Below are 20,035 nucleotides of genomic sequence, written 5' to 3'. Positions count from 1 at the left end.
CTTTTAAGTCAACTTGCTCAGTAATTTGAGTATTCGACGAGACTGAGGGGTTAATAATGTGCGACGGTAGGCATCGGCGGCTTTTTTGATTGCTTCTGCCTGAGTGGGATATGAGTGAATAACTTTGGATATACCGTTTAAACCGATATTGTTTACCATTGCTAGGGTAATTTCAGAAATCATTTCTCCTGCATGACTTGCGACAATGGTTGCACCTAAAATTTTATCTGAATTTTTTTGATGATATATTTTGACAAATCCCTCTGTTTCTTCATCGGTAATGGCGCGATCGACTTTATCCATTAAAACTGTTATGGTATTAAAATCTAATCCTTCTGTTACTAATTGATGAGGGGATTTTCCCACGTGAGCTACTTCAGGATCAGTATATGTTACTCTGGGGATAATCAAATCACTAAATTTTGCTTTACCCAAACCAAAGGGAGAAAAGAGAGTATTTTTGATGACAATTCGGGCGGCGGCATCGGCAGTATGAGTAAATTTTTCTCCTAAACAGACATCCCCTGCGGCGAAAATTCTCGGATTTGTTGTTTGTAAATAATCATTTATTTTAACTCCTTTTTTGAGATCATATTCTACTCCTACTTTTTCTAAATTTAGCTCTTTTATATTTGGTTCTCTACCAATACAAACTAAAATATCAGATACGGTAATTGAATTTTTTTGACCATTGGAAATATAGTCAATTTTTTTCCCATTTTCTGTTAACTCTACTTTTAATATTTGGGAATTTAAAATTAAATTAATTCCTTCTTGCAGAAATGTATTTTGGATAATTTCTCTTGCTTGTTTATCTTCTTTATTGAGAATATAGTCATGTTTATGTAACAGTGTTACTTGTGAACCAAGACGATTAAAGACTTGGGCTAGTTCAGAACCGATCGCACCTCCTCCCATAACTGCTAAACTAGGAGGTAATTTAGTTAGAGAAAAAATAGTTTCATTAGTATAGAAATTAACATCGTTGATACCTTCAATATTAGGAATAATTGGTTTAGCACCAGTGGCAATAACAGCTTTTTTATAATGAAGTTTTAACCCTTCTACTTCGATAGTATTTTGATCAAAAAAATGAGCTGAACCAAAAAAGACATCTATTCCTAAATTTTTAAATCTTTGTGCTGAATCATGATGACTGATACCCGCTCTTATTTTTCTCATTCTTTCCATAATATAAGCAAAATCAATCTCATTTTCTTGGGTTTTTATACCTAGTTTTTCTGCTTTTAAAATCTCCCCAATTATTTTTCCAGATCTGATAATTGCTTTAGAAGGTACACAACCAAAATTTAAACAATCTCCTCCCATTAAATGCTTTTCAATTAAAGCTATTTTTAAGCCTAAATCTAAACCTGCCGCTCCTGCGGCCACTACTAATCCTGCTGTACCAGCACCTATAACAACTAAATCATATTGTTTTTGGGGGTTAGGGTTAATCCAATCGTGGGGATGCACAAGGGAAATTAGTTGTTGATTATACTGGTCAGAAGGCAATATTTCTGTTATTTTACTGTTCATTATTTTATCTTTTGTTAAATTTAAAATAGAGATAAATTAGTTTTTTAATAGAATGCTATTTTTCTAAATCTGAAGCTACAATTATAATTAATTTTCACCTGTTAAGAATTGCTTTTTTTACCCTTACCTAATTTCTGTAAACATGTCTCATGACAAAAAATAAGAGAGCGATGATTTTTCTAAACTTCATCTAAAATTGATTTATCGAGGGCTTTTTTGGCAATCTTGGTTATATACACAGTAACAGCAACAGTAGCAAGAAAACCAATAATTCTAATGCTCCATTGGGCGACAGGATTCACGGATGTGCTTTGTGTGCCGATAGTTGCCAAATTACCGGCTAGTGAGCCGATATAAACATACATAATCGTACCGGGAAACATTCCCACTGAGGCAATCACATAATCTTTGAGAGTAACTCTTGTGACTCCATAGGCATAATTAAGTAAATTAAAGGGAAAAACTGGAGAAAGACGGGTTAACAAAACTATTTTTAAACCCTCTCTACCCACTGCTTCATCTATAGCTTGAAATTTTTTATTTCCTTCAATTTTACTAGCAACCCATCCCCGTGCAATATATCTTCCGACTAAAAATGCTAAAGTTGCCCCAATGGTGGCACCAATAAAAACGTAAATTGAACCCCAAAAAATGCCAAAAACCACTCCCGCACCGAGAGTTAAAATTGAACCGGGTAAAAAAGCAACTGTGGCAATTACATAAATAAGCATAAATGCGATCGCACCCATTACCCCAAGACTGTCAATCCATTGTAGGGCGTTAAGTAACCATTGTTGAGGGTTGAAACCGCTATTAATCGAAGTCTGAGCGAGGCTAGGATTAGCACTTAAAATTATACTACCAGAAAAAAGAAAAACTGCGATCGAATTCATCAGAATATTGATAAGAATTGTCAAACTAAAAGTTGAGAAAAATAAAGTTTTAAAGGTTTGATTTCGTCTTGATTTGATATTAAAAATAAACGGGAAAATTTTTCGGATATTTTGAAAAAACATAAATTTAACTTTTTTCAATATTTGTAATTAAGTTCATACAGAGACATACATTTTTATCATGATAGAAAAATCCAAATAAAATACTCAATTATTCATCAAGATAAAATCTATAGAATAAATAATCATTTTTAAAATCATGATCATCAGTTACATGGTGAATAATCTTTTCATTAATTAAAGTTTGACCTAATTTTAGAGCTTCTGCCTTAGAAATATCATACTTTTTTTCCATCCAATTGACTGCTTCTGAACCTATAAAACAAAGAGGATAAGTTTTTAAGCGATAATTTCTGTTCTTAATTTCAATCCCCCCTAAACCTCTCATATCATTAACTAATTGGCAAATTTTTTGTTCATACAAATTAATCAAATTATTATTTTCTACTCTTACCAATGCGTTTTGAATTAAATTATATAAAGTTTCCCAATCTGCCCAAGAATTTTCCGTAAACCATTTTTCAATGATTGTTAGAGAATAGGTAGGAGATATTTTAAACTTCATAAAAAACAATGCTAATACCTTACTTTTAATTTGTTCATTAACTTCTTCAAACATAATAATTCTTTATATAAAAACTAAATCGATAACATTTACGTTTTATTCTATATGAGGAATTCATAATTAGATCAGAAAAAATATATAGCAGTTTTAAAGAATATGCACTACTATACTTGAAGTAAGAATTATCTTGTTTTGAGCTATAAAAAATAGTGAGTAATCAAACAAATTTTTCCTTAAACTGTCCTTTACCGATAACAAAGTATCCCCATATTTTAATGGCTCATGGAGGGGGAGGAAAGTTAATGAAACAGTTAATTGATAATATGTTATTACCTGTTTTTTCTAATGGTAATTTCGTTGAACATGATTCAGCTATTTTAAATTTAACCAGTAATAAGATAGCTTTTACAACAGACTCTTACGTAGTAAATCCTCTGTTTTTCCCGGGGGGAAATATAGGCTCAATGGCAGTTTATGGCACGGTAAATGATTTAGCAATGGCAGGGGCAAAACCTCTTTATTTGAGTCTTAGTTTTATCTTGGAAGAGGGATTATCTTTTGCTACTTTTTGGGAGGTGATAAAGTCTATCAAACAAGCCTCTGAAATTAGTCAGGTAAAGATTGTTACAGGAGATACCAAAGTAGTTGAAAAGGGTAAGGGAGATGGGATATTTATTAATACCAGTGGAGTTGGTATTATTGAGCATAATTTAACGATTAACCCTCAACAGATTCAAGAAGAAGACGTAATTATTCTGAGTGGTGATATTGGCAGACATGGCATTGCGATTATGGCATTAAGAGAGGAATTAGAGTTTGAAACAACTATTGAAAGTGATTGCGCCCCCTTGAATCATTTAGTTTTACAATTAATCAACTCAGGAATTAATATTCACTGTTTAAGGGATATAACCAGAGGGGGATTAGCTAGTATTTTGAATGAAATCGCCATAGATAGTGACTCAGAAATGATTATTCAAGAAAAGTTTATTCCCGTTCAAGAAGAAGTAAAAGGAGCTTGTGAAATTTTAGGTTTTGATCCTTTATACATTGCGAATGAAGGAAGATTTATCGCTTTTATTCCCAAAAATGAAGCAGAAAAAGCACTTTCTATTTTTAAGCAAGAAAATCCCTTAGCTACTATTATTGGAAAAGTAGAAAAAAAAGAAAAAGGAAGGGTAATTTTAGAAAATAAACTGGGATCAAAAAGAATTATTGAAATGTTGACAGGAGAGCAATTGCCTCGTATTTGCTAAAGAAACGATGATAGTTTTTCCCTAAGCCTTTACGACCTAAAGAATACCTAATTTGACTTTTATCTAAAATCCATTGAATATAAGTATTGCTATTAGGACCAGGATAGTAGCGATATAGATAATTATAGGGATAAATTTGGGGAGTTTTTCGGATGATTGTTTGCAAATTATCGGCTTCTTCTCCTTGCCAAACATATTCTTGCCAGCTTCCTCCGTTACCTACCCCACGAGTAGGATTCATCAAATTTTTATGCAAATGTCCCCAACTACTGCTCACAAGGCTTTTAGTTTGCCAAATTTCCCATCTTTCCGATACTTGTTCATGAATTACAAACCAATAATGAACTGCGATCGCACCTATATAGGGAATTTTTGCCGCCCTTAATTCTACTTGATAACTCATGGATTGGGGGATTAGGGTGTTGAGGTGTTGGGGTGTTAGGGGGAAATTTCTTTTTATCTTAACTCTGTTCACGACTGAAAGGAGTGTAAGAGCCGAAGGCGAACTCTCTGAACTCCGTTCACGACTGAAAGGAGTGTACGAGCGCTCGAGCGTTCTCTCCGAACTCCTAATTGTGTTTTTTAAAAGCGAGGGTGACATTATGTCCACCAAAACCAAAAGAATTAGACAAAGCCACATCAACGGTTAATTTACGGCTTTCATGAGGCACATAATCTAAATCACAATCTGGGTCAGGATTTTGTAAGTTAATTGTCGGAGGTACAATGTCAGATGCGATCGCCATTACAGTGGCTACAGCTTCAATACCCCCAGAACCACCCAATAAATGCCCTGTCATTGATTTAGTAGAACTGATGGCTATTTTGTAAGCATGATCCCCCAATGCTCTTTTTATTGCCTTTGTCTCCGTTGTATCATTGGCAGGAGTACTTGTACCATGAGCATTAATATAAGATACCTGATCAGGAGCTAAACCACCATCTTTTAAAGCTAACTCAATGGCTCTGGTTGCACCTAAACCTTCAGGCACAGGGGCAGTCATATGGTAAGCATCGCAAGTCATACCATAACCCACCATTTCCGCATAAATTCTTGCTCCACGTGCGATCGCACTTTCCCTTTCTTCCAGAATCAGAATACCACAACCTTCCCCCATCACAAAACCATCCCTATCGGCATCAAAAGGACGACTAGCAGATTCAGGGCTATCATTACGGGTAGAAAGAGCTTTTGCCGAAGCAAAACCAGCCATCGCAAGGCGAGTAATTGCCGCCTCCGTGCCACCACAAATCATCGCTTTAGCATAGCCAGATTGGACTAAACGAAAAGCATCCCCAATGGAATTTGAACCCGCCGCACAAGCAGTTACAGAGCAAGAATTAGGACCTTTCGCCCCTGTATGAATAGCCGTCAAACCCGCCGCCATATTAGAAATCATCGTCGGTACGAGGAAAGGAGTAACACGCCCAGGTCCTTTAGTTAACAAAACCTCATTTTGTTCTTCCATAACACTCAAGCCACCAACTCCAGTACCAATGACAATACCAACATCATTAGCATTATCATCATTAATGGTTAACTGGGCATCTTCTAAAGCCATTTTACTCGCCGCAACCGCAAACTGAGAAAAACGAGCCATACGTTTCGCTTCTTTTTTTTCCATGTAAGCTAAAGGATCAAAACCTTTAACCTCACCAGCTATCTTACAAGCATAATCAGAAGTATCAAAACAAGTAATTTTACCGATACCATTTTTAGCTGTAATTAATCCCTGCCAGTATTCATCCAAATTATTACCAATAGGAGTAATAGCACCTAAACCAGTTACTACCACTCTTTTCAATTGTAGATTAGTCATAATTTTCTAATATATATAAAAACTTAAAATTTACCTATTTCAGGTAAAAATAATACTTAATAATTCTTATAGAAAAATATAGTTACACCTATCGATTTTGCTCTTAAATAGGAAACAATCGATGGCATGCTGAAAATATAAATTTAACAATTAATGGTTAATTAGCCCTCAAATTGAGTAACTAAATTGATCAGGAAAGTTATCAGGTAACAGGTTAGAGGCAACAGTGTAAATTCAGAAAACCAACACTACTATTCCCCATCTCCTATCCCTGAAAATGTCTTTAACTAACTCAGTGTAAGTTTTAGTTAATTAAATGCAGTAACTAAGCCGCCGCAGTGGTTTTGCTTTCAATATGCTCAACAGCCGCACCAACGGTTGCAATTTTTTCCGCTTCTTCATCAGAAATCTCAATTTCAAATGCTTCTTCTAAAGCCATAACTAACTCCACTACATCAAGGGAATCAGCATCTAAATCATTAACAAAATTTGCCTCAGGAGTTACCTTATCAGCATCAACATCAAGTTGTTCAACAACGATTTCTTTTACTTTTTCTAATATTTCTTGATTCATATTCCTTATCTATATAGGTTTTATATTCTGCTTACTTAGTTTGCATGAATAATCAAAGCTAAAAGCAGATCATTAGACTGTTTCTTAGTTTACATTTTTTTGGTAAGCAATTAACAATAATATCTAAAATTTACTTTTTCGTCACAGTGAAGAGATAATGTAAAAAAAGACAAAGTTAAAAGGGCAAAGGTGAATAGTGAATAATGAATAATGAATAATGAATAGTGAATAGTGAATAGTGAATAGTTGATAATTACTCGTTACTGGTTACTCATTACTCCCTTAAACCTGACACCTGCCACCTGATACCTGCCACCTCTCCCCCCATCACCTCATCTCCCCATTCCCCTATCCCTGACACCTGCAACCTGCAACCTGACACCTAACCTTATCGGATATTCTTAACCAGAACTGAGGTTAATTACCAGTGATTGGGAAACTCTATTTGCTCAAATAACTCAAACTTAACAAACTCACAATTTTAGTTTTCCAAAAATTATTTTGCTCTTTACTTGTTGTCAGATGCCTGTTGTCTATGCTCGGCAACACTACTTTTTCATCAATTTTCAAGTAAAAGGTTAATGAAATTTACAAAACTTTAACCATCAGAAGAAAATAAATCATATCTGATGAGAATAACTAGAATGAAAGTGGTTGTTCACAATTAGAAATGGAATGCTGACATTACAAGAAAATCCTTTAAGGGTGGGGTTGAAACAGGCAAAAACCCCAGAACCTTTAATATTAGTCATATTTGGAGCATCTGGGGATCTCACCCAACGGAAACTTGTTCCAGCCTTGTATCAACTGAAAAAAGAGGGCAGACTACCAGCCGAAATGACCATAGTAGGGGTAGCAAGAAGGGAATGGAGTCACGACTATTTCCGTCAACAAATGCGTCAAGGTATAGAAGAATTTTCCGATGGCATAGGTAAAGAAGAGTTATGGGAAGATTTTGCCCAAGGGCTTTACTACTGTGCCGGGAATATGGATGAGGGAGAAAGTTACCAAAAATTAAAAACTTTTCTTGGTGAATTAGACGGCAAAAGAGGCACAAGAGGAAACCGTGTTTTTTATTTAGCAGTGTCTCCTAAATTTTTCCCCGCCGCTATCAAGCAATTAGGGGCGGCTAAAATGTTAACTGAGCCTTTAAAGCATCGTCTAGTAATAGAAAAACCCTTTGGAAAAGATTTAAGCAGTGCGCAGGTACTTAATCGCATTGTCCAAAATGTTTGCAAGGAAGAGCAGGTATATCGTATTGACCATTATTTAGGTAAAGAAACGGTACAGAATTTATTAGTTTTTCGCTTTGCTAATGCTATTTTTGAACCTTTATGGAATCGTAACTATATTGACAATATTCAAATTACCGTAGCTGAAACAGTAGGGGTAGAAGAAAGGGCAGGATACTATGAAACTGCCGGGGCATTAAGAGATATGGTGCAAAATCATCTGTTACAGTTATTTTGTCTAACAGCAATGGAAGCACCTAGTGGCATTAGTGCCGACAGTATTAGGGGCGAAAAAGTCAAAGTATTACAAGGCACTCACTTAGCCGATATTAAAAACCTAGAAAAAAGTGCCATTAGGGGACAATATACTGGGGGATGGATGAAAGGAAAACCTATACCCGGTTATAGGGAAGAAAAAGACGTTAATCCTTTATCAACAACCCCGACTTTTGTCGCTTTAAAACTAATGGTGGATAATTGGCGTTGGCAGGGTGTGCCATTTTATCTACGCACTGGTAAGAGATTGCCAAAAAAAGTTTCTGAAATTGCCATTCAATTTAAAAATGTGCCTTTAACTATTTTCCAATCGGCGGCACAACAAACTAATCCCAATATCCTAGCTTTGAGAATCCAACCCAATGAGGGTATTTCTTTAAGGTTTGAGGCAAAAATGTTAGGGGCCGAGTTACGCACCCGCACGGTGGATATGGATTTTAGTTATGGTTCGTCTTTTGGTATGGCAACTGCTGACGCTTATCACCGTTTACTGCTTGATTGTATGTTGGGAGACCAAACCTTATTTACCCGTGCTGATGAAGTGGAGGAAGCATGGCGAGTGGTGACACCGGCTTTAACTGCTTGGGATGCCCCTGCTGATCCTAATTCTATACCTTTTTATGAGGCAGGTACATGGCAACCAGCAGAGGCTGAGTTTCTACTAAATCGTGATGGTAGAAGGTGGCGAAGACTTTAAAGAAGAGAAAGATGTCAGGTTTCGGGTGTCAGGTGTTAGGTTTTGTTTAATTTTCCCACTCTCCCCACTCCCTACTCATTTAATCAATAATTATTACTGTAAAACTATGACGACTCCTTTAGTTTCTTTACAAGCACCGAAAGATGTTAGTTTAGACTACATCGATAATGAATTAAGACAAATTTGGCAAATGTATAGTGGTAGCGGTGATGGTTTAGCTGCTACTAGGGCTTCTACTTTTAGTATTTTGGTTTATGAACCAGATGCTATTCAACCATTACTTTCTGCTTTGGGATTTTATACAGGTCCGATTGATGGCATTGCAGGACCTCGCACCACTTCGGCAATTAAAGCGGCTCAAAAAGCCTATAATTTCGAGGTTACGGGGGTTTCTTCTCCTGAGCTCATGAATAAATTACAAGAGGAATTTAAAGCAAAGTCTGCTCAAGGAAAAGTTAATATCACTGAGGCTACTGCGGTGAAGCAATACTCTCCTGATATGGAGGGAGCTGGTATTGCAGATGCGATCGCATCTACTAATCCTTGTCGTATCATAGCTCTTGTTTCCACTACAGAAGAAGATGAAGGGGTAAAAGCTCAGGTTTCTGCTTATTGTCCTGTGAACAAAAGATCGGAAAATAGTTTAATTTGCTGTGAATATATCACTATCACGGGAGTATCATCCGCCTTTGAACGTATTAGCGGTATTATTTCTGAATTAATGATTCCCGATTTACCGAAGTTTATCTGGTGGAAGGCAGGGATTGACGAGGAATACTCCTTATTTCAAAGATTGACAAAAGAGTGCGATCGAATTATAGTTGATTCCAGTATATTTGCCCAACCAGAAATTGAATTACTCAAAATAGGACAATTATTAGAAAAAGATATTCCTTTAAGTGACATCAATTGGGCGAGATTATCATCATGGCAAGAGTTGACAGCAGAAGCCTTTGATCCTCCTGAAAGGCGTAGCTCTATATGGGAAGTCGATCAGGTTACGATTGATTATGAAAAAGGTAATCCCAATCAAGCCCTAATGTTTTTGGGTTGGTTAGCTAGTCGTTTAAATTGGCAACCAAAAAGTTGTGAAAGGGAAACAGGAGATTATGACATTCATAAAGTCACCTTAACTAATCCTGAAGGAAAAATTATCAAAGCTGAATTAGCCGGTATTCCCGTCGGGGATTGGGGAGAAATTTTGGGAGATTTAATCAGTCTCAAATTAACATCCACTAATCTTAATGCTGATTGTTGTACTGTCTTATGCTCTGAAACTACTGGATGTATGCGTATGGAGGCCGGAGGAGGCGCTCAATCTTGTCGTGTACAACAGGTGACATCTCTAGCCGATCAAGAAACAGAAAATCTTTTAAGTAAAGAGTTACAACGTTGGGGAAAAGATGCTCTTTATCGAGAAAGTATGGCTTTCACCAAGCAGATTTTAGAATTGTAGAGTGATGAAGGGGAGTTTGTTTTTGACACTCCCTAAAAAAATTTAGATTTAGATCTTGAAAAATTACAATGAGGAAGTTATAATATATAAACGTGAGTTTTAAGGCTTGGTAGCTCAGTTGGTTAGAGCAGGGGACTCATAAGCCCAAGGTCGGCGGTTCAAATCCGCCCCGAGCCATTTTAAAAAATACTATTTACTACTCATTACTTACTGTCTATTATAGTAATCCAGCGTTGGATAATCCGAGGATAAATCCAGCACCGAGAATATGACCAAAGCTAAGAGTAGCTAGTAATTCAGGTAAACCAAAATTTTTCCATAAAGCAGGTTTGCCAACGGGTAAATCTGGTCCTACCCCCGCATTTTGAATGGCAAAACGTCCAATGAAAACCACCACCAAATTAGCGGCAATCATCACTATTGCTACATTGTAGTTCCACTCTACAGTTTGAGGAATATTTGCTAAAAAACTTAATTCTATTAGTGTCATGGTCTTTTTTTGTTTGATTTATGTTAACTATTTTTGCTATGTTAATAGCTATATTTACTTTTCCTTTTAAGATCTTAAATAAGATTAATCATTTTTATTGCTTTTTATTATTAATTTTTATTACATTCTTATTACTAAAAATTGCCCCTAAATATTATGCGTCTGAAAATATGTGGTATTACTAACTTAAAACAAGCGGATGCGATCGCCTCTTTAGGTGTGGACACATTAGGATTTATCTGTGTAAAAAACTCTCCTCGATACATAAACCCTGAACAAATAAAAACAATTACAAGCAAAATTCCCTCAGAAGTCAGTAAAGTAGGGGTATTTGTCAATCAAAGTGTTGATGATATTCTCGATATTGTCAAAACAGGAGGCTTAACGGCGATTCAACTTCATGGAGATGAAACCCCCAGTATGTGTAGCACATTAAGAGAATCTCTACCCGATTTAGAAATTATTAAAGTGTTTCGTTATGAAAATTCCGATTCTTTAGCTAAATTAGATGATTATTTATCTGTGATTGATACTATACTCTTAGACACCTATCAAAAAGATATGTATGGTGGCACAGGTAAAACCTTTAATTGGTCTGAATTAGCAGATTTTAGACCTCCTCGCCCTTGGCTGTTGGCAGGGGGATTGACTCCTGATAATGTGTTACTAGCCTTAAACACTTTAAAATGTGATGGAATTGATGTTTCTAGTGGAGTGGAAACTAATCCGGGGGAAAAAGACTTAAACAAGATTAAACTTTTGCTAGAGCACCTTAACTCTTTTAAAGTTCCCTTACATTCGTCGAATTAGCAGGGTTAAGAAATTAATTCGGGGAGTTCGCTACGCTCGTACACTCCTTTCAGTCGTGAACGGAGTTATAAAATAGGTTTCAGGTTTCAGGTTGCAGGTTTCAGGTTGCGGGAGTCAGGTGTTAGGGTGATGAGGGGATGAGGGGGAAATTAATTAAACACTGTTGCCCTCCCCCCTCAAGAGGGGGGATAAAGGGGGGTTTGCCTCTTGCCCATTGCCTTTTCACTATAATTTTTCCTATCTATTTTAAGTTAGTTTTTCTCATAAATTAATAGTAATCAATATAGAATTGCAGTGTAAAATTGAGGAATAATTGTAATTTTCTAATTTTCCTATAAATTTTGATTACAATTTTCAATTGAGTGAGACTTCTGTAAAGAGTTAAATATCATCCCTTGAAATCCTGCCATGAATAGCGACTACATAAAAACTACCTCCCATAGTGACTTACAACCAATAACTCATGTTTTAGTATTAGAAGACGATTCTTCTCGTCGTACAATTATTTTAGAAGAAGCAAACTATTCGATTGGTAGAGATCCACGTAACAAAATTATTCTATCATCAAAGAAAGTATCTCGTTTTCATGCCACATTATTAAGACGTACAGATACTAAAAATCGTAGTTTTTCCTATTGGTTGCTTGATGGAGATTTACAGGGTAATCGTAGTACTAATGGTATTTTTATCAACGAAAAAAGATGTTTAGTACAAGAGTTGAAGCACGAAGATACTATTCGTTTTGGTTTTGAGGTTCAAGCTAGTTATTATGTTCTTAATAGTGTTGATGATTTAGCTTTATTGCAGTCAGGGGATTTTGAAAAAGCATCAGAGTCTGATAGCACCGGCACAGAAAAATTACCAGCAAAGAAAAAGGCGGAAAAAGAAAAAGTTAGTAAGCAGACTTTAGTTATTTCTGAGGCTAATTTAGAGTCAGAAAGAGGAAATCTTCAGGATTCAGAGATTGCTAAGTTGGCTTCTTTTCCGGAGTTAAGCCCTAATCCGATTATTGAGCTAGATTGGAATGGTAATATTACTTATCTTAATCCTTCGGCAACCAATAAGTTTCCTGAGTTGAAAAATAATACTATTATCAACACCCATCCTTTACTGTTAGGTTTGATTGATAATATTACTACTCACGGTAAGAATAATAAATTATTTGTCAGAGAAATTCAGATTAAAGACCAAATTTTTGAGCAATATCTTCACTATTTGCCCGATAAAAAACTAATTAGGAGTTATATTTTTGATTTTACTAAGCGTAAAGCCTTAGAAAGTCAGTTACAAGATAGTGAGCAGAGATATAGAGCTTTTATTAGTCAAACCAAGGAGGGGGTTTTTCTGGTTGATGCCAATAGCAAAAAAATCTTAGAGGCAAATAATGCGTTGGCTGATTTGTTGGGTTATAGTCTCGACGAGATTTATTCTCTTAAGTTGTATGATTTGATTGATTTGTCAACGGCGGTTTTAGATGAGCAGGTAGATTTTATCTTAAAGTCGAAAAAGGATAAGGCTGTTGTGAGGGAGTTTGTTTATAAGAGTAAGAATAAGTTACCTCTTGAGCTAGAGTCTAATATTATTTGGATTAGTTATGGAGATCAAGTTATACTTTCTTTTACGGTTCGTCCTGTTACTAGAAATATCAATCAACAAACTTATATTCAAGAAGAGGGGTTGTATGATTTAGAAACGGGTTTGCCTAATCGTCAGTTATTTTTAGAACAGTTAAAAACTGCGATCGCAAATATTCGTAGGCAAAAAGGATTATTATGTATTGTTTTTCTGGAGTTAGAAATATTAGAAGAAGGAAAAGACACTCTCGGTTATAGTTTAAGATCAGGAATTTTAGATGGTTTTGCTAAACGTTTGAGGACTTCTTTAAGGGGAGGTGATACCGTTGCCCATTGGGAATCTTCTCAGTTTGTTTGTTTGTTGCCCCATGTGAGAAGTATTCAGGATGTAGGTAGAATTTGCTCCAGAATGTTAGAAGCCTTAAAACCCCCTTTCTTTTTGGAAAATCATAAGATACATACAAAAATTAGCATTGGAGTCTCTTTAAAGGAATTAGAAGAAAAAAGTGCAGAAACTCTTTTAAATCAAGCACAAACAGCACTTTTCAAAAGTAAGGAATCAGGGAAAAATAACTTTAAGTTTTTTGATGCTCAAAGACAAGAGAAAATAGAGCGTTTTTTACGTATTGAGAAGCTATTGGCACACGCTTTGGATAGAAATGAGTTTACTTTACAATATCATCCCCAAGTTGCTATTGATTTAGAAAAAATTACGGGTATTGAAGCCCTAATTCGTTGGGAGCATCCTGATTTAGGTCGTATTACACCTGATCAATTTATTCCTATGGCGGAGGAAACAGGGTTAATTGTGCCAATGGGAGAATGGGTATTAGAAACAGCTTGTCGTCAGAGGGTAGCTTGGCAGGGAAGTTATCTTGATGATCAACCGATTTGTGTTAACATCTCTATTCAACAGTTTCAACAGCCTAATTTTGTAGCGATGGTGAAAGGTGTTTTGGAAAAAACCAGTCTTAATCCTTTTTTCTTGGAACTGGAAATTAAGGAAACTACCCTTGCTGAAGATAATCCCACTATGGTGAAAATTTTACATGAGTTGGCGGATTTGGGAGTTAGAGTTGCCTTAGATGATTTTGGTACGGGGATTTCTAGTATTGGTTATCTTCGACAGTTTTCTTTCTCTACTTTAAAGCTCGATCGCCCTGTAATCAAGAAGATGCGATCGAATCCTCAAGATAAAGCCCTAGTCCATGCTATTATCACTCTTAGTAAAAGTTTTGACAACCTGAGAATTGTTGCCGAAGGAGTAGAAGAAAAATCACAAATAGAAGATTTAATTAAATTGGGTTGTCAGGAAATACAAGGTAATTGGTTAACTCCTCCTTTAGTAGAACAAGACATGACAGAATTTTTAGCTAATTACGGTTATATTAGTAAATAAAATTCCAGACTTTTTTATGTCTTTACGCTCACGTATTATTTTATTATTTATAATGCCCATGATTAGTGCCATGGGTTTGTTTGGCTATATTTCCTTTCAAAATAGTAATAGAGCAATAGAAAAATTAGCACAAAAATTACAGGGAGAAATTAACGAAAAAGTTAGTGAGCAATTAACTGAATATTTATCAACCCCTTTATCAATTAATCAAATTAATTTAGATAATCGTGAACTAGGGATTATTGATTTTAATAATTTTTCTTTAATGGAAAAATACCTTTGGTATCAAATTAATCAATTTCCTCATATTGGGTTTATAGGTTATGCTACAGAGACAGGAAATTTAATAGGAGTAGAGAGATTAGATGATAAAGAAATAGAAATTAATATAATGGATAATTCTTCTCCTTATAATTTAAGAATTTATAATCTGGATCAAAAAGGGAATAAAATAGCCCAAAAAACTGTTATTCCTAATTTTATTAATCAACAAAGACCTTGGTATCAAAAAGCTGTTGAAGCCAGAGAAGCAACATGGAGTGATGTTTTCATTTATCAAGGCACTCCTCGTCTCGCAATTTCTGCTGTTGTGCCTATTTATAACCAAGAAAATCAATTAGAAGGGGTTTTATTTAGTGATTTATTATTATCTTTAATTAGCAATTTTTTAAAAGATTTATCAGTTAGTAAAACAGGAGAAATTATTATTGTAGATGATAATAACTATTTAGTAGCCAGTTCTTTAGAAAAACCATTTATTATCACTAATCCTGATGCCAAAAAAATTGAGCAACAACCAGAAAGAATTAGTTTAGAAAATAGTCAGCATGAAAAAATTAGACAATTATCTACTAATATAAATAAAAAATTTAGCTCTTTAAATAACTTAAAAGAATCACAATTTTGGCAAGTAAAACTAGATAATCAATACTATTTTATTCAGGCTTTTCCCTACAACAATTATCTAACAAAACCTTGGTATATTTTGATTTTAATTCCAAAACAAGACTTAGTAGGAGACATCGAAGCCAATACAAAATTAACTATTATAATTTGGTTTTTTATCCTTTTAATCGCTCTTTTTCTTGCTTTATGGACGACTAACTACATTACAAAACCTATTTTACTACTCGATCGCGCCTTGAGCAATTTTCAAAAAGGAAATCATCAATCTCCGATTATTTTAAAACGTCGAGATGAATTAGGACATTTAGCGATCGCTTTTAACGAAATGACAAATGAGATACAGGAATTGGTGCAAAACTTAGAAGAAAAAGTCAAAGATAGAACAAAAGAACTGTCAGAGGCAAAAGATAAAGCAGAAGTAGCGAATCAAGCCAAGAGTGAATTTTTAGCGAATATGAGCCATGAATTGCGCACTCCCCTCAATGCGATTCTTGGATTTGCCCAAATTATGCGTAAATCTCCCACATTACCAGAAGAACATCAAGAAAGTATAGAAATAATTAATCGTAGTGGAGAACACCTATTAACTTTAATTAATAATATTTTAGACTTATCAAAAATTGAAGCAGGGAAGATTACCCTAAATAAAGAGAATATTGATTTATATAAACTATTAGATGAAATCGAAGATATTTTTAAATATAAAGCAGAAAAAAAAGGCATACATTTAATTTTTGAAAAATTAGATAACTTACCCCAATTTATTAAAACTGATGCACCTAAATTACGGCAAATAATTATTAATTTAGTGAGTAATGCCATTAAATTTACAGAAGAAGGAGGAGTTTCCCTTCAGGGGACAATAAATAAACTTAATAACAATGAAAAAAAAGTAGAATTATTATTTATAATTAGAGATACAGGAAAAGGAATTAAGCACCAAGAATTAGCTACTTTATTTCAACCTTTTACTCAAACAAAATCAGGAAAAGAAGTGAATGAAGGCACAGGTTTAGGGTTATCTATTAGCAAAAAATTTGTTGAATTAATGGGGGGTAATATAAAAGTTAGTAGCGAGGAAAATGTGGGTACTATTTTTTCTTTTACCGTTCAAACAGAAATAATACCAGACTATGAAGTTAAATCAAATCAGATAATGCCCCAAGTAGTTGGTATTGAAGCCAATGAAAAAACATATAAAATATTGATAGTGGATGATAAAGAAATTAACTGTCAACTATTAGTTAAATTATTAAAACCTTTTGGCTTTGAATTAAAAGAGGCGAATAACGGAAAACAGGCAGTAAAAATTTGGGAAAAATGGCAACCTCATCTAATTTTTATGGATATGAGAATGCCCGTTATGGATGGTTATGAAGCTACAAAAATTATTAAAGGTACAACTAAAGGTAATGCTACAGCTATTATTGCCGTTACTGCCAGTGTTTTAGAAGAGGAAAAAGCAATTATTTTATCAGCCGGTTGTGATGATTTTGTGCGTAAGCCCTTTCGACAAGAAACTATATTTTCGATGTTGAGCAAACATTTAGGAGTTAACTTTATTTATGAACAAATAGAAGAAAATCAATCTACAGAAATAATCTCAGAATTAACAGCAAAGGATTTTGTCGCTATGCCTCAAGAGTGGTTAAAAAAATTATATAAAGCTAGTATTGATTTAGATGAGCAATTAATATTAGACTTAATTCAAGAAATACCAGACTCTCATAAGTCTTTAATTCAAGGATTAAAAAATATTGTTGACTCTTTAGAGTTCGATCGAATCACTACTCTAATTGACGAAATTTAATTTATCATTTTTAATAAGTATATTTTTCTCTATTTCTTAAGATTAATCTCCTAAAAAATCATCAATGACAGAGAAAATATATCCCAGTCCTAAATCATTGATAAAAAGTCCATTATTGATTGTTTTTTATCCACTATAAATTTAATATATAGCGTTTATTAAAAGTATGAGGTACAGTTTTTTTATACCATTTACCACTGCCCATTCCCTATTCCCTAATACCAATCATTTTTGTACCTTATCATGGCGATAATTGCTACATAACACCTTATCATTATCAATAATTTTTATCCTGAATTGAGGTAAAATCGTATTCTTTTCATCAAAATAAATTTAATATAATTAAAATATAATTGCTACATATAGATATGTTCGAGAAAGAAACCTATGATTTATTAATAGTAGATGATATTGCTGAAAATATTAAAGTATTAGCTAATATTTTAACTCATAGTAATTATAATGTGAGAAAAGCACTAAGCGGAAAGGTTGCTTTAAGATCCATTAAATCTAGCCCTCCAGACTTAATTTTATTAGATATAAAAATGCCTGAAATGGACGGTTATCAAGTATGTCAAATTCTCAAAGAAGATCCAGAAACAAAGTCAATTCCTATTATTTTTATTAGTGCCTTAAATGAAGTTTTTGACAAGGTGAGAGCGTTTCAAATGGGAGCAGTAGATTATATAACTAAACCATTTCAAATTGAAGAAGTTATCGCCAGAATTAATAATCAATTAACTATTCAAAAACAGAAAAAATTACTACAACAAGAAATAGAAAAAAGAAAAGAAACAGAGGAGATACTATATCAATCACGGGCATTATTAGCCAGTATTTTAAATACCTCTTTAGATGGAATTGTTGCCTTACAAGCCGTGAGAAAACCTTTAAGCACCCATATTGATGATTTTCGCTGTTTGGTGGTTAATCCCGTGTTTGCCAAAATTATTAATCGTCATCGAGATGACTTAGTAGGTAAATTGGTGGGCAAAAAAATAATGTCAAAAATTGACCCCAATTTATTTAGTAAACTTGTAGATGTTGTTGATAATGGAGGAGTTTTAGCGGAGGATATTTGCTTTAAACAGAATAATCAGAGTCGTTGGTATCATTTCATCGCCACTAAATTGGGAGATGGTTTCTCCGTTACCATTAGAGATATTACCCGCAGAAAAAAAATGGAGTTGCAATTAGAATCTCTTGCTAAAATAGACGCATTAACTGCGATCGCAAATAGAAGACAGTTTGACGAAATTATAGCCCATGAATGGCAAAGACACCAAAGACAACAACAGCCACTAACCCTAATTATTGCGGATGTGGATAATTTCAAAGCCTATAACGATAACTATGGGCATCCCCAAGGAGATGAATGTTTATATCAAATTGCCCAAGGAATTAGTAGAAGCGTCAAAAGGGCGGGAGAATTAGTCGCCCGATATGGAGGGGAGGAATTTGCGATAATTTTACCTAATACTTCCCCTCAAAAAGCCATCAATTTAGCAAAGTTAATTCAGAAGAATATTAAAGAGTTACAAATTATTCATGAATATTCCCCTACAAATGAAGTTATCACCCTTAGTTTAGGAATAGTAACCATGATTCCTTCATTAAATAGCGGCTACGAAAGAATGATAAACATAGCCGATAAAGCCTTATATCAAGCAAAAAATAGCGGTAAGAATAAAATTGTAATAGCAAAACCAGAACTTATGTGACCAAGGAATTGCCGAGGAGTGATGAATAATGATGGGTAGGTGAGAGGAGGAAGTAGGGGCTAATGGCCATTATCCTGTACAGGAGTTCAGGATTTTTAATTCTTAATTTTTAATTATCAATTATTTACTTTTGCCCCTTACCCTTTTACTATTTTCTTTGCTAATTCCGTATGTAGTTGATGACTAGCTTTGTAAGCTAAATAATGTCCTCTAGGGATATTTCCCAATAAACTTAAATCGCCAATAAAGTCTAATAGTTTATGTCTAACGGCTTCATTTTCAAACCTAAGTGGTGGATTTAACCAACCATTATAATCACATACAAGGGCATTTTCTAAACTACCTCCCTTGATTAACCCTTGTGATTTTAACATCTCAATTTGATCTGCGAACCCAAATGTTCTTGCAGGTGCGATCGCATCTTGAAAAGTTTCTCTTTGAGGATACCAACTATACCATAAATTTTGCAATACTGGATAAGGATAGTCAACCCCACAACTAAATTTCATCTCAGGGGAGGGAAAAGCCACACAAAACCCATCATCTTTTCTCACCCAAATTGCTTCATTAATTTCCCCCTCAGAAGAATAAGATATTTTATCATCATCTTTTAATTCAATGTGTTTTACCCATTCTTGTGCTGAACCATCTAACAAAGGAACTTCACTACCATCAATTTCAATTCTTGCCCCTTCAATACCGCATCCCCATAACGCCGCTAATAAATGCTCAACCGTGCGAATTTTAACATCTCCATTAGTTAACTCTGTAGATAACATCGTAGGAGAAACCGATTCTATTGAGGCTTTAATAACTGGTTGGTTTGGTAAATCTACCCTCACAAAAAAACGCCCTTCTTCTCTATTCGCAGGGGATATTTTGACTGTGGTAACGTCTCCAGAATGAAGCCCAACACCAGATAAAGTAAATGGTTTAAACATAGTTAATAATGAATAA

Annotated in this window: 15 protein-coding genes and 1 tRNA gene; 8 read left to right on the top strand and 8 right to left on the bottom strand. The window is 34.6% G+C overall.

Going from position 1 to position 20,035, the window contains the following annotated elements:
* Window positions 1-3 precede the first annotated feature (3 nt).
* From CYAN10605_RS04030 to CYAN10605_RS17740, 3 genes are all read right to left on the bottom strand, one after another.
* Window positions 4-1,539: a mercuric reductase gene (locus CYAN10605_RS04030; RefSeq protein WP_015218667.1), complete on the bottom strand. Its 1,536-nt coding sequence runs from the start codon at window positions 1,537-1,539 to the stop codon at window positions 4-6.
* 179 nt (window positions 1,540-1,718) lie between these two features.
* Window positions 1,719-2,432, bottom strand: a complete 714-nt coding sequence (locus CYAN10605_RS04025; protein ID WP_150108927.1) for a TVP38/TMEM64 family protein — start codon at window positions 2,430-2,432, stop codon at window positions 1,719-1,721.
* A 211-nt stretch (window positions 2,433-2,643) separates the two neighbouring features.
* Entirely contained in the window at window positions 2,644-3,111 is a 468-nt protein-coding gene (locus CYAN10605_RS17740; RefSeq protein ID WP_015218665.1) for a DEP domain-containing protein, read from the bottom strand.
* Between the two features lie 155 nt (window positions 3,112-3,266).
* Here CYAN10605_RS17740 and hypE point away from each other — a divergent pair, with 155 nt between their 5' ends.
* On the top strand, window positions 3,267-4,313 hold the full coding sequence (hypE, locus tag CYAN10605_RS04015; protein ID WP_015218664.1) for a hydrogenase expression/formation protein HypE: 1,047 nt from the start codon (window positions 3,267-3,269) through the stop codon (window positions 4,311-4,313).
* On the opposite strand, the gene CYAN10605_RS04010 is transcribed toward hypE, so the two are convergent.
* From CYAN10605_RS04010 to acpP, 3 genes are all read right to left on the bottom strand, one after another.
* A complete protein-coding gene (locus CYAN10605_RS04010; RefSeq protein ID WP_015218663.1) occupies window positions 4,270-4,716 on the bottom strand; it encodes a DUF3750 domain-containing protein in 447 nt (148 codons plus the stop codon). The two genes, hypE and CYAN10605_RS04010, sit on opposite strands and share 44 nt — an antisense overlap.
* Before the next feature lie 166 nt (window positions 4,717-4,882).
* The gene (gene fabF, locus CYAN10605_RS04005; RefSeq protein ID WP_015218662.1) at window positions 4,883-6,133 is read right to left on the bottom strand and encodes a beta-ketoacyl-ACP synthase II; all 1,251 of its coding nucleotides are present in this window, start codon (window positions 6,131-6,133) and stop codon (window positions 4,883-4,885) included.
* A 325-nt stretch (window positions 6,134-6,458) separates the two neighbouring features.
* A complete protein-coding gene (acpP, locus tag CYAN10605_RS04000) occupies window positions 6,459-6,707 on the bottom strand; it encodes an acyl carrier protein (RefSeq protein WP_015218661.1) in 249 nt (82 codons plus the stop codon).
* Between the two features lie 675 nt (window positions 6,708-7,382).
* Between acpP and zwf the strand changes: the two genes are divergently transcribed.
* From zwf to CYAN10605_RS03985, 3 genes are all read left to right on the top strand, one after another.
* The gene (gene zwf / locus CYAN10605_RS03995) at window positions 7,383-8,912 is read left to right on the top strand and encodes a glucose-6-phosphate dehydrogenase (protein ID WP_015218660.1); all 1,530 of its coding nucleotides are present in this window, start codon (window positions 7,383-7,385) and stop codon (window positions 8,910-8,912) included.
* A gap of 106 nt (window positions 8,913-9,018) precedes the next feature.
* Window positions 9,019-10,368: a glucose-6-phosphate dehydrogenase assembly protein OpcA gene (opcA, locus tag CYAN10605_RS03990; RefSeq protein WP_015218659.1), complete on the top strand. Its 1,350-nt coding sequence runs from the start codon at window positions 9,019-9,021 to the stop codon at window positions 10,366-10,368.
* A 103-nt stretch (window positions 10,369-10,471) separates the two neighbouring features.
* Window positions 10,472-10,545, top strand: a tRNA-Met gene (locus CYAN10605_RS03985).
* A gap of 40 nt (window positions 10,546-10,585) precedes the next feature.
* Here the strand turns inward: CYAN10605_RS03985 and psaK are convergent.
* Complete coding sequence (psaK, locus tag CYAN10605_RS03980) at window positions 10,586-10,858, bottom strand: photosystem I reaction center subunit PsaK (protein ID WP_015218658.1); 273 nt, start codon at window positions 10,856-10,858, stop codon at window positions 10,586-10,588.
* A 156-nt stretch (window positions 10,859-11,014) separates the two neighbouring features.
* Between psaK and CYAN10605_RS03975 the strand changes: the two genes are divergently transcribed.
* From CYAN10605_RS03975 to CYAN10605_RS03960, 4 genes are all read left to right on the top strand, one after another.
* Window positions 11,015-11,668 carry a phosphoribosylanthranilate isomerase gene (locus tag CYAN10605_RS03975; protein WP_015218657.1) on the top strand — a complete coding sequence of 218 codons (654 nt, stop codon included), beginning with the start codon at window positions 11,015-11,017 and terminating at the stop codon, window positions 11,666-11,668.
* A gap of 408 nt (window positions 11,669-12,076) precedes the next feature.
* Window positions 12,077-14,641: an EAL domain-containing protein gene (locus CYAN10605_RS03970; RefSeq protein WP_015218656.1), complete on the top strand. Its 2,565-nt coding sequence runs from the start codon at window positions 12,077-12,079 to the stop codon at window positions 14,639-14,641.
* Between the two features lie 16 nt (window positions 14,642-14,657).
* Complete coding sequence (locus CYAN10605_RS03965) at window positions 14,658-17,357, top strand: hybrid sensor histidine kinase/response regulator (RefSeq protein WP_015218655.1); 2,700 nt, start codon at window positions 14,658-14,660, stop codon at window positions 17,355-17,357.
* Between the two features lie 368 nt (window positions 17,358-17,725).
* A complete protein-coding gene (locus tag CYAN10605_RS03960) occupies window positions 17,726-19,078 on the top strand; it encodes a diguanylate cyclase domain-containing protein (RefSeq protein WP_015218654.1) in 1,353 nt (450 codons plus the stop codon).
* 137 nt (window positions 19,079-19,215) lie between these two features.
* Here CYAN10605_RS03960 and lpxC read toward each other — a convergent pair whose 3' ends face one another.
* A complete protein-coding gene (gene lpxC / locus CYAN10605_RS03955; protein ID WP_015218653.1) occupies window positions 19,216-20,019 on the bottom strand; it encodes a UDP-3-O-acyl-N-acetylglucosamine deacetylase in 804 nt (267 codons plus the stop codon).
* Window positions 20,020-20,035 lie beyond the last annotated feature (16 nt).

This window comes from Cyanobacterium aponinum PCC 10605 (assembly GCF_000317675.1).
Classification (GTDB): Bacteria; Cyanobacteriota; Cyanobacteriia; order Cyanobacteriales; family Cyanobacteriaceae; genus PCC-10605.
The sequence above is the reverse complement of the archived record's forward strand: the minus strand, read 5'-3'. Positions and strand labels throughout refer to the sequence as shown.

Coding starts and splice junctions, on each gene's coding strand:
- CYAN10605_RS03970 (WP_015218656.1), top strand. CDS start 12,077: ATGAATAGCGACTACATAAAAACTACCTCCCATAGTGACTTACAACCA.
- acpP (WP_015218661.1), bottom strand. CDS start 6,707: ATGAATCAAGAAATATTAGAAAAAGTAAAAGAAATCGTTGTTGAACAA.
- CYAN10605_RS17740 (WP_015218665.1), bottom strand. CDS start 3,111: ATGTTTGAAGAAGTTAATGAACAAATTAAAAGTAAGGTATTAGCATTG.
- zwf (WP_015218660.1), top strand. CDS start 7,383: ATGCTGACATTACAAGAAAATCCTTTAAGGGTGGGGTTGAAACAGGCA.
- CYAN10605_RS03960 (WP_015218654.1), top strand. CDS start 17,726: ATGTTCGAGAAAGAAACCTATGATTTATTAATAGTAGATGATATTGCT.
- CYAN10605_RS04025 (WP_150108927.1), bottom strand. CDS start 2,432: ATGAATTCGATCGCAGTTTTTCTTTTTTCTGGTAGTATAATTTTAAGT.
- psaK (WP_015218658.1), bottom strand. CDS start 10,858: ATGACACTAATAGAATTAAGTTTTTTAGCAAATATTCCTCAAACTGTA.
- opcA (WP_015218659.1), top strand. CDS start 9,019: ATGACGACTCCTTTAGTTTCTTTACAAGCACCGAAAGATGTTAGTTTA.
- CYAN10605_RS03965 (WP_015218655.1), top strand. CDS start 14,658: ATGTCTTTACGCTCACGTATTATTTTATTATTTATAATGCCCATGATT.
- lpxC (WP_015218653.1), bottom strand. CDS start 20,019: ATGTTTAAACCATTTACTTTATCTGGTGTTGGGCTTCATTCTGGAGAC.
- fabF (WP_015218662.1), bottom strand. CDS start 6,133: ATGACTAATCTACAATTGAAAAGAGTGGTAGTAACTGGTTTAGGTGCT.
- CYAN10605_RS04030 (WP_015218667.1), bottom strand. CDS start 1,539: ATGAACAGTAAAATAACAGAAATATTGCCTTCTGACCAGTATAATCAA.
- CYAN10605_RS03975 (WP_015218657.1), top strand. CDS start 11,015: ATGCGTCTGAAAATATGTGGTATTACTAACTTAAAACAAGCGGATGCG.
- CYAN10605_RS04010 (WP_015218663.1), bottom strand. CDS start 4,716: ATGAGTTATCAAGTAGAATTAAGGGCGGCAAAAATTCCCTATATAGGT.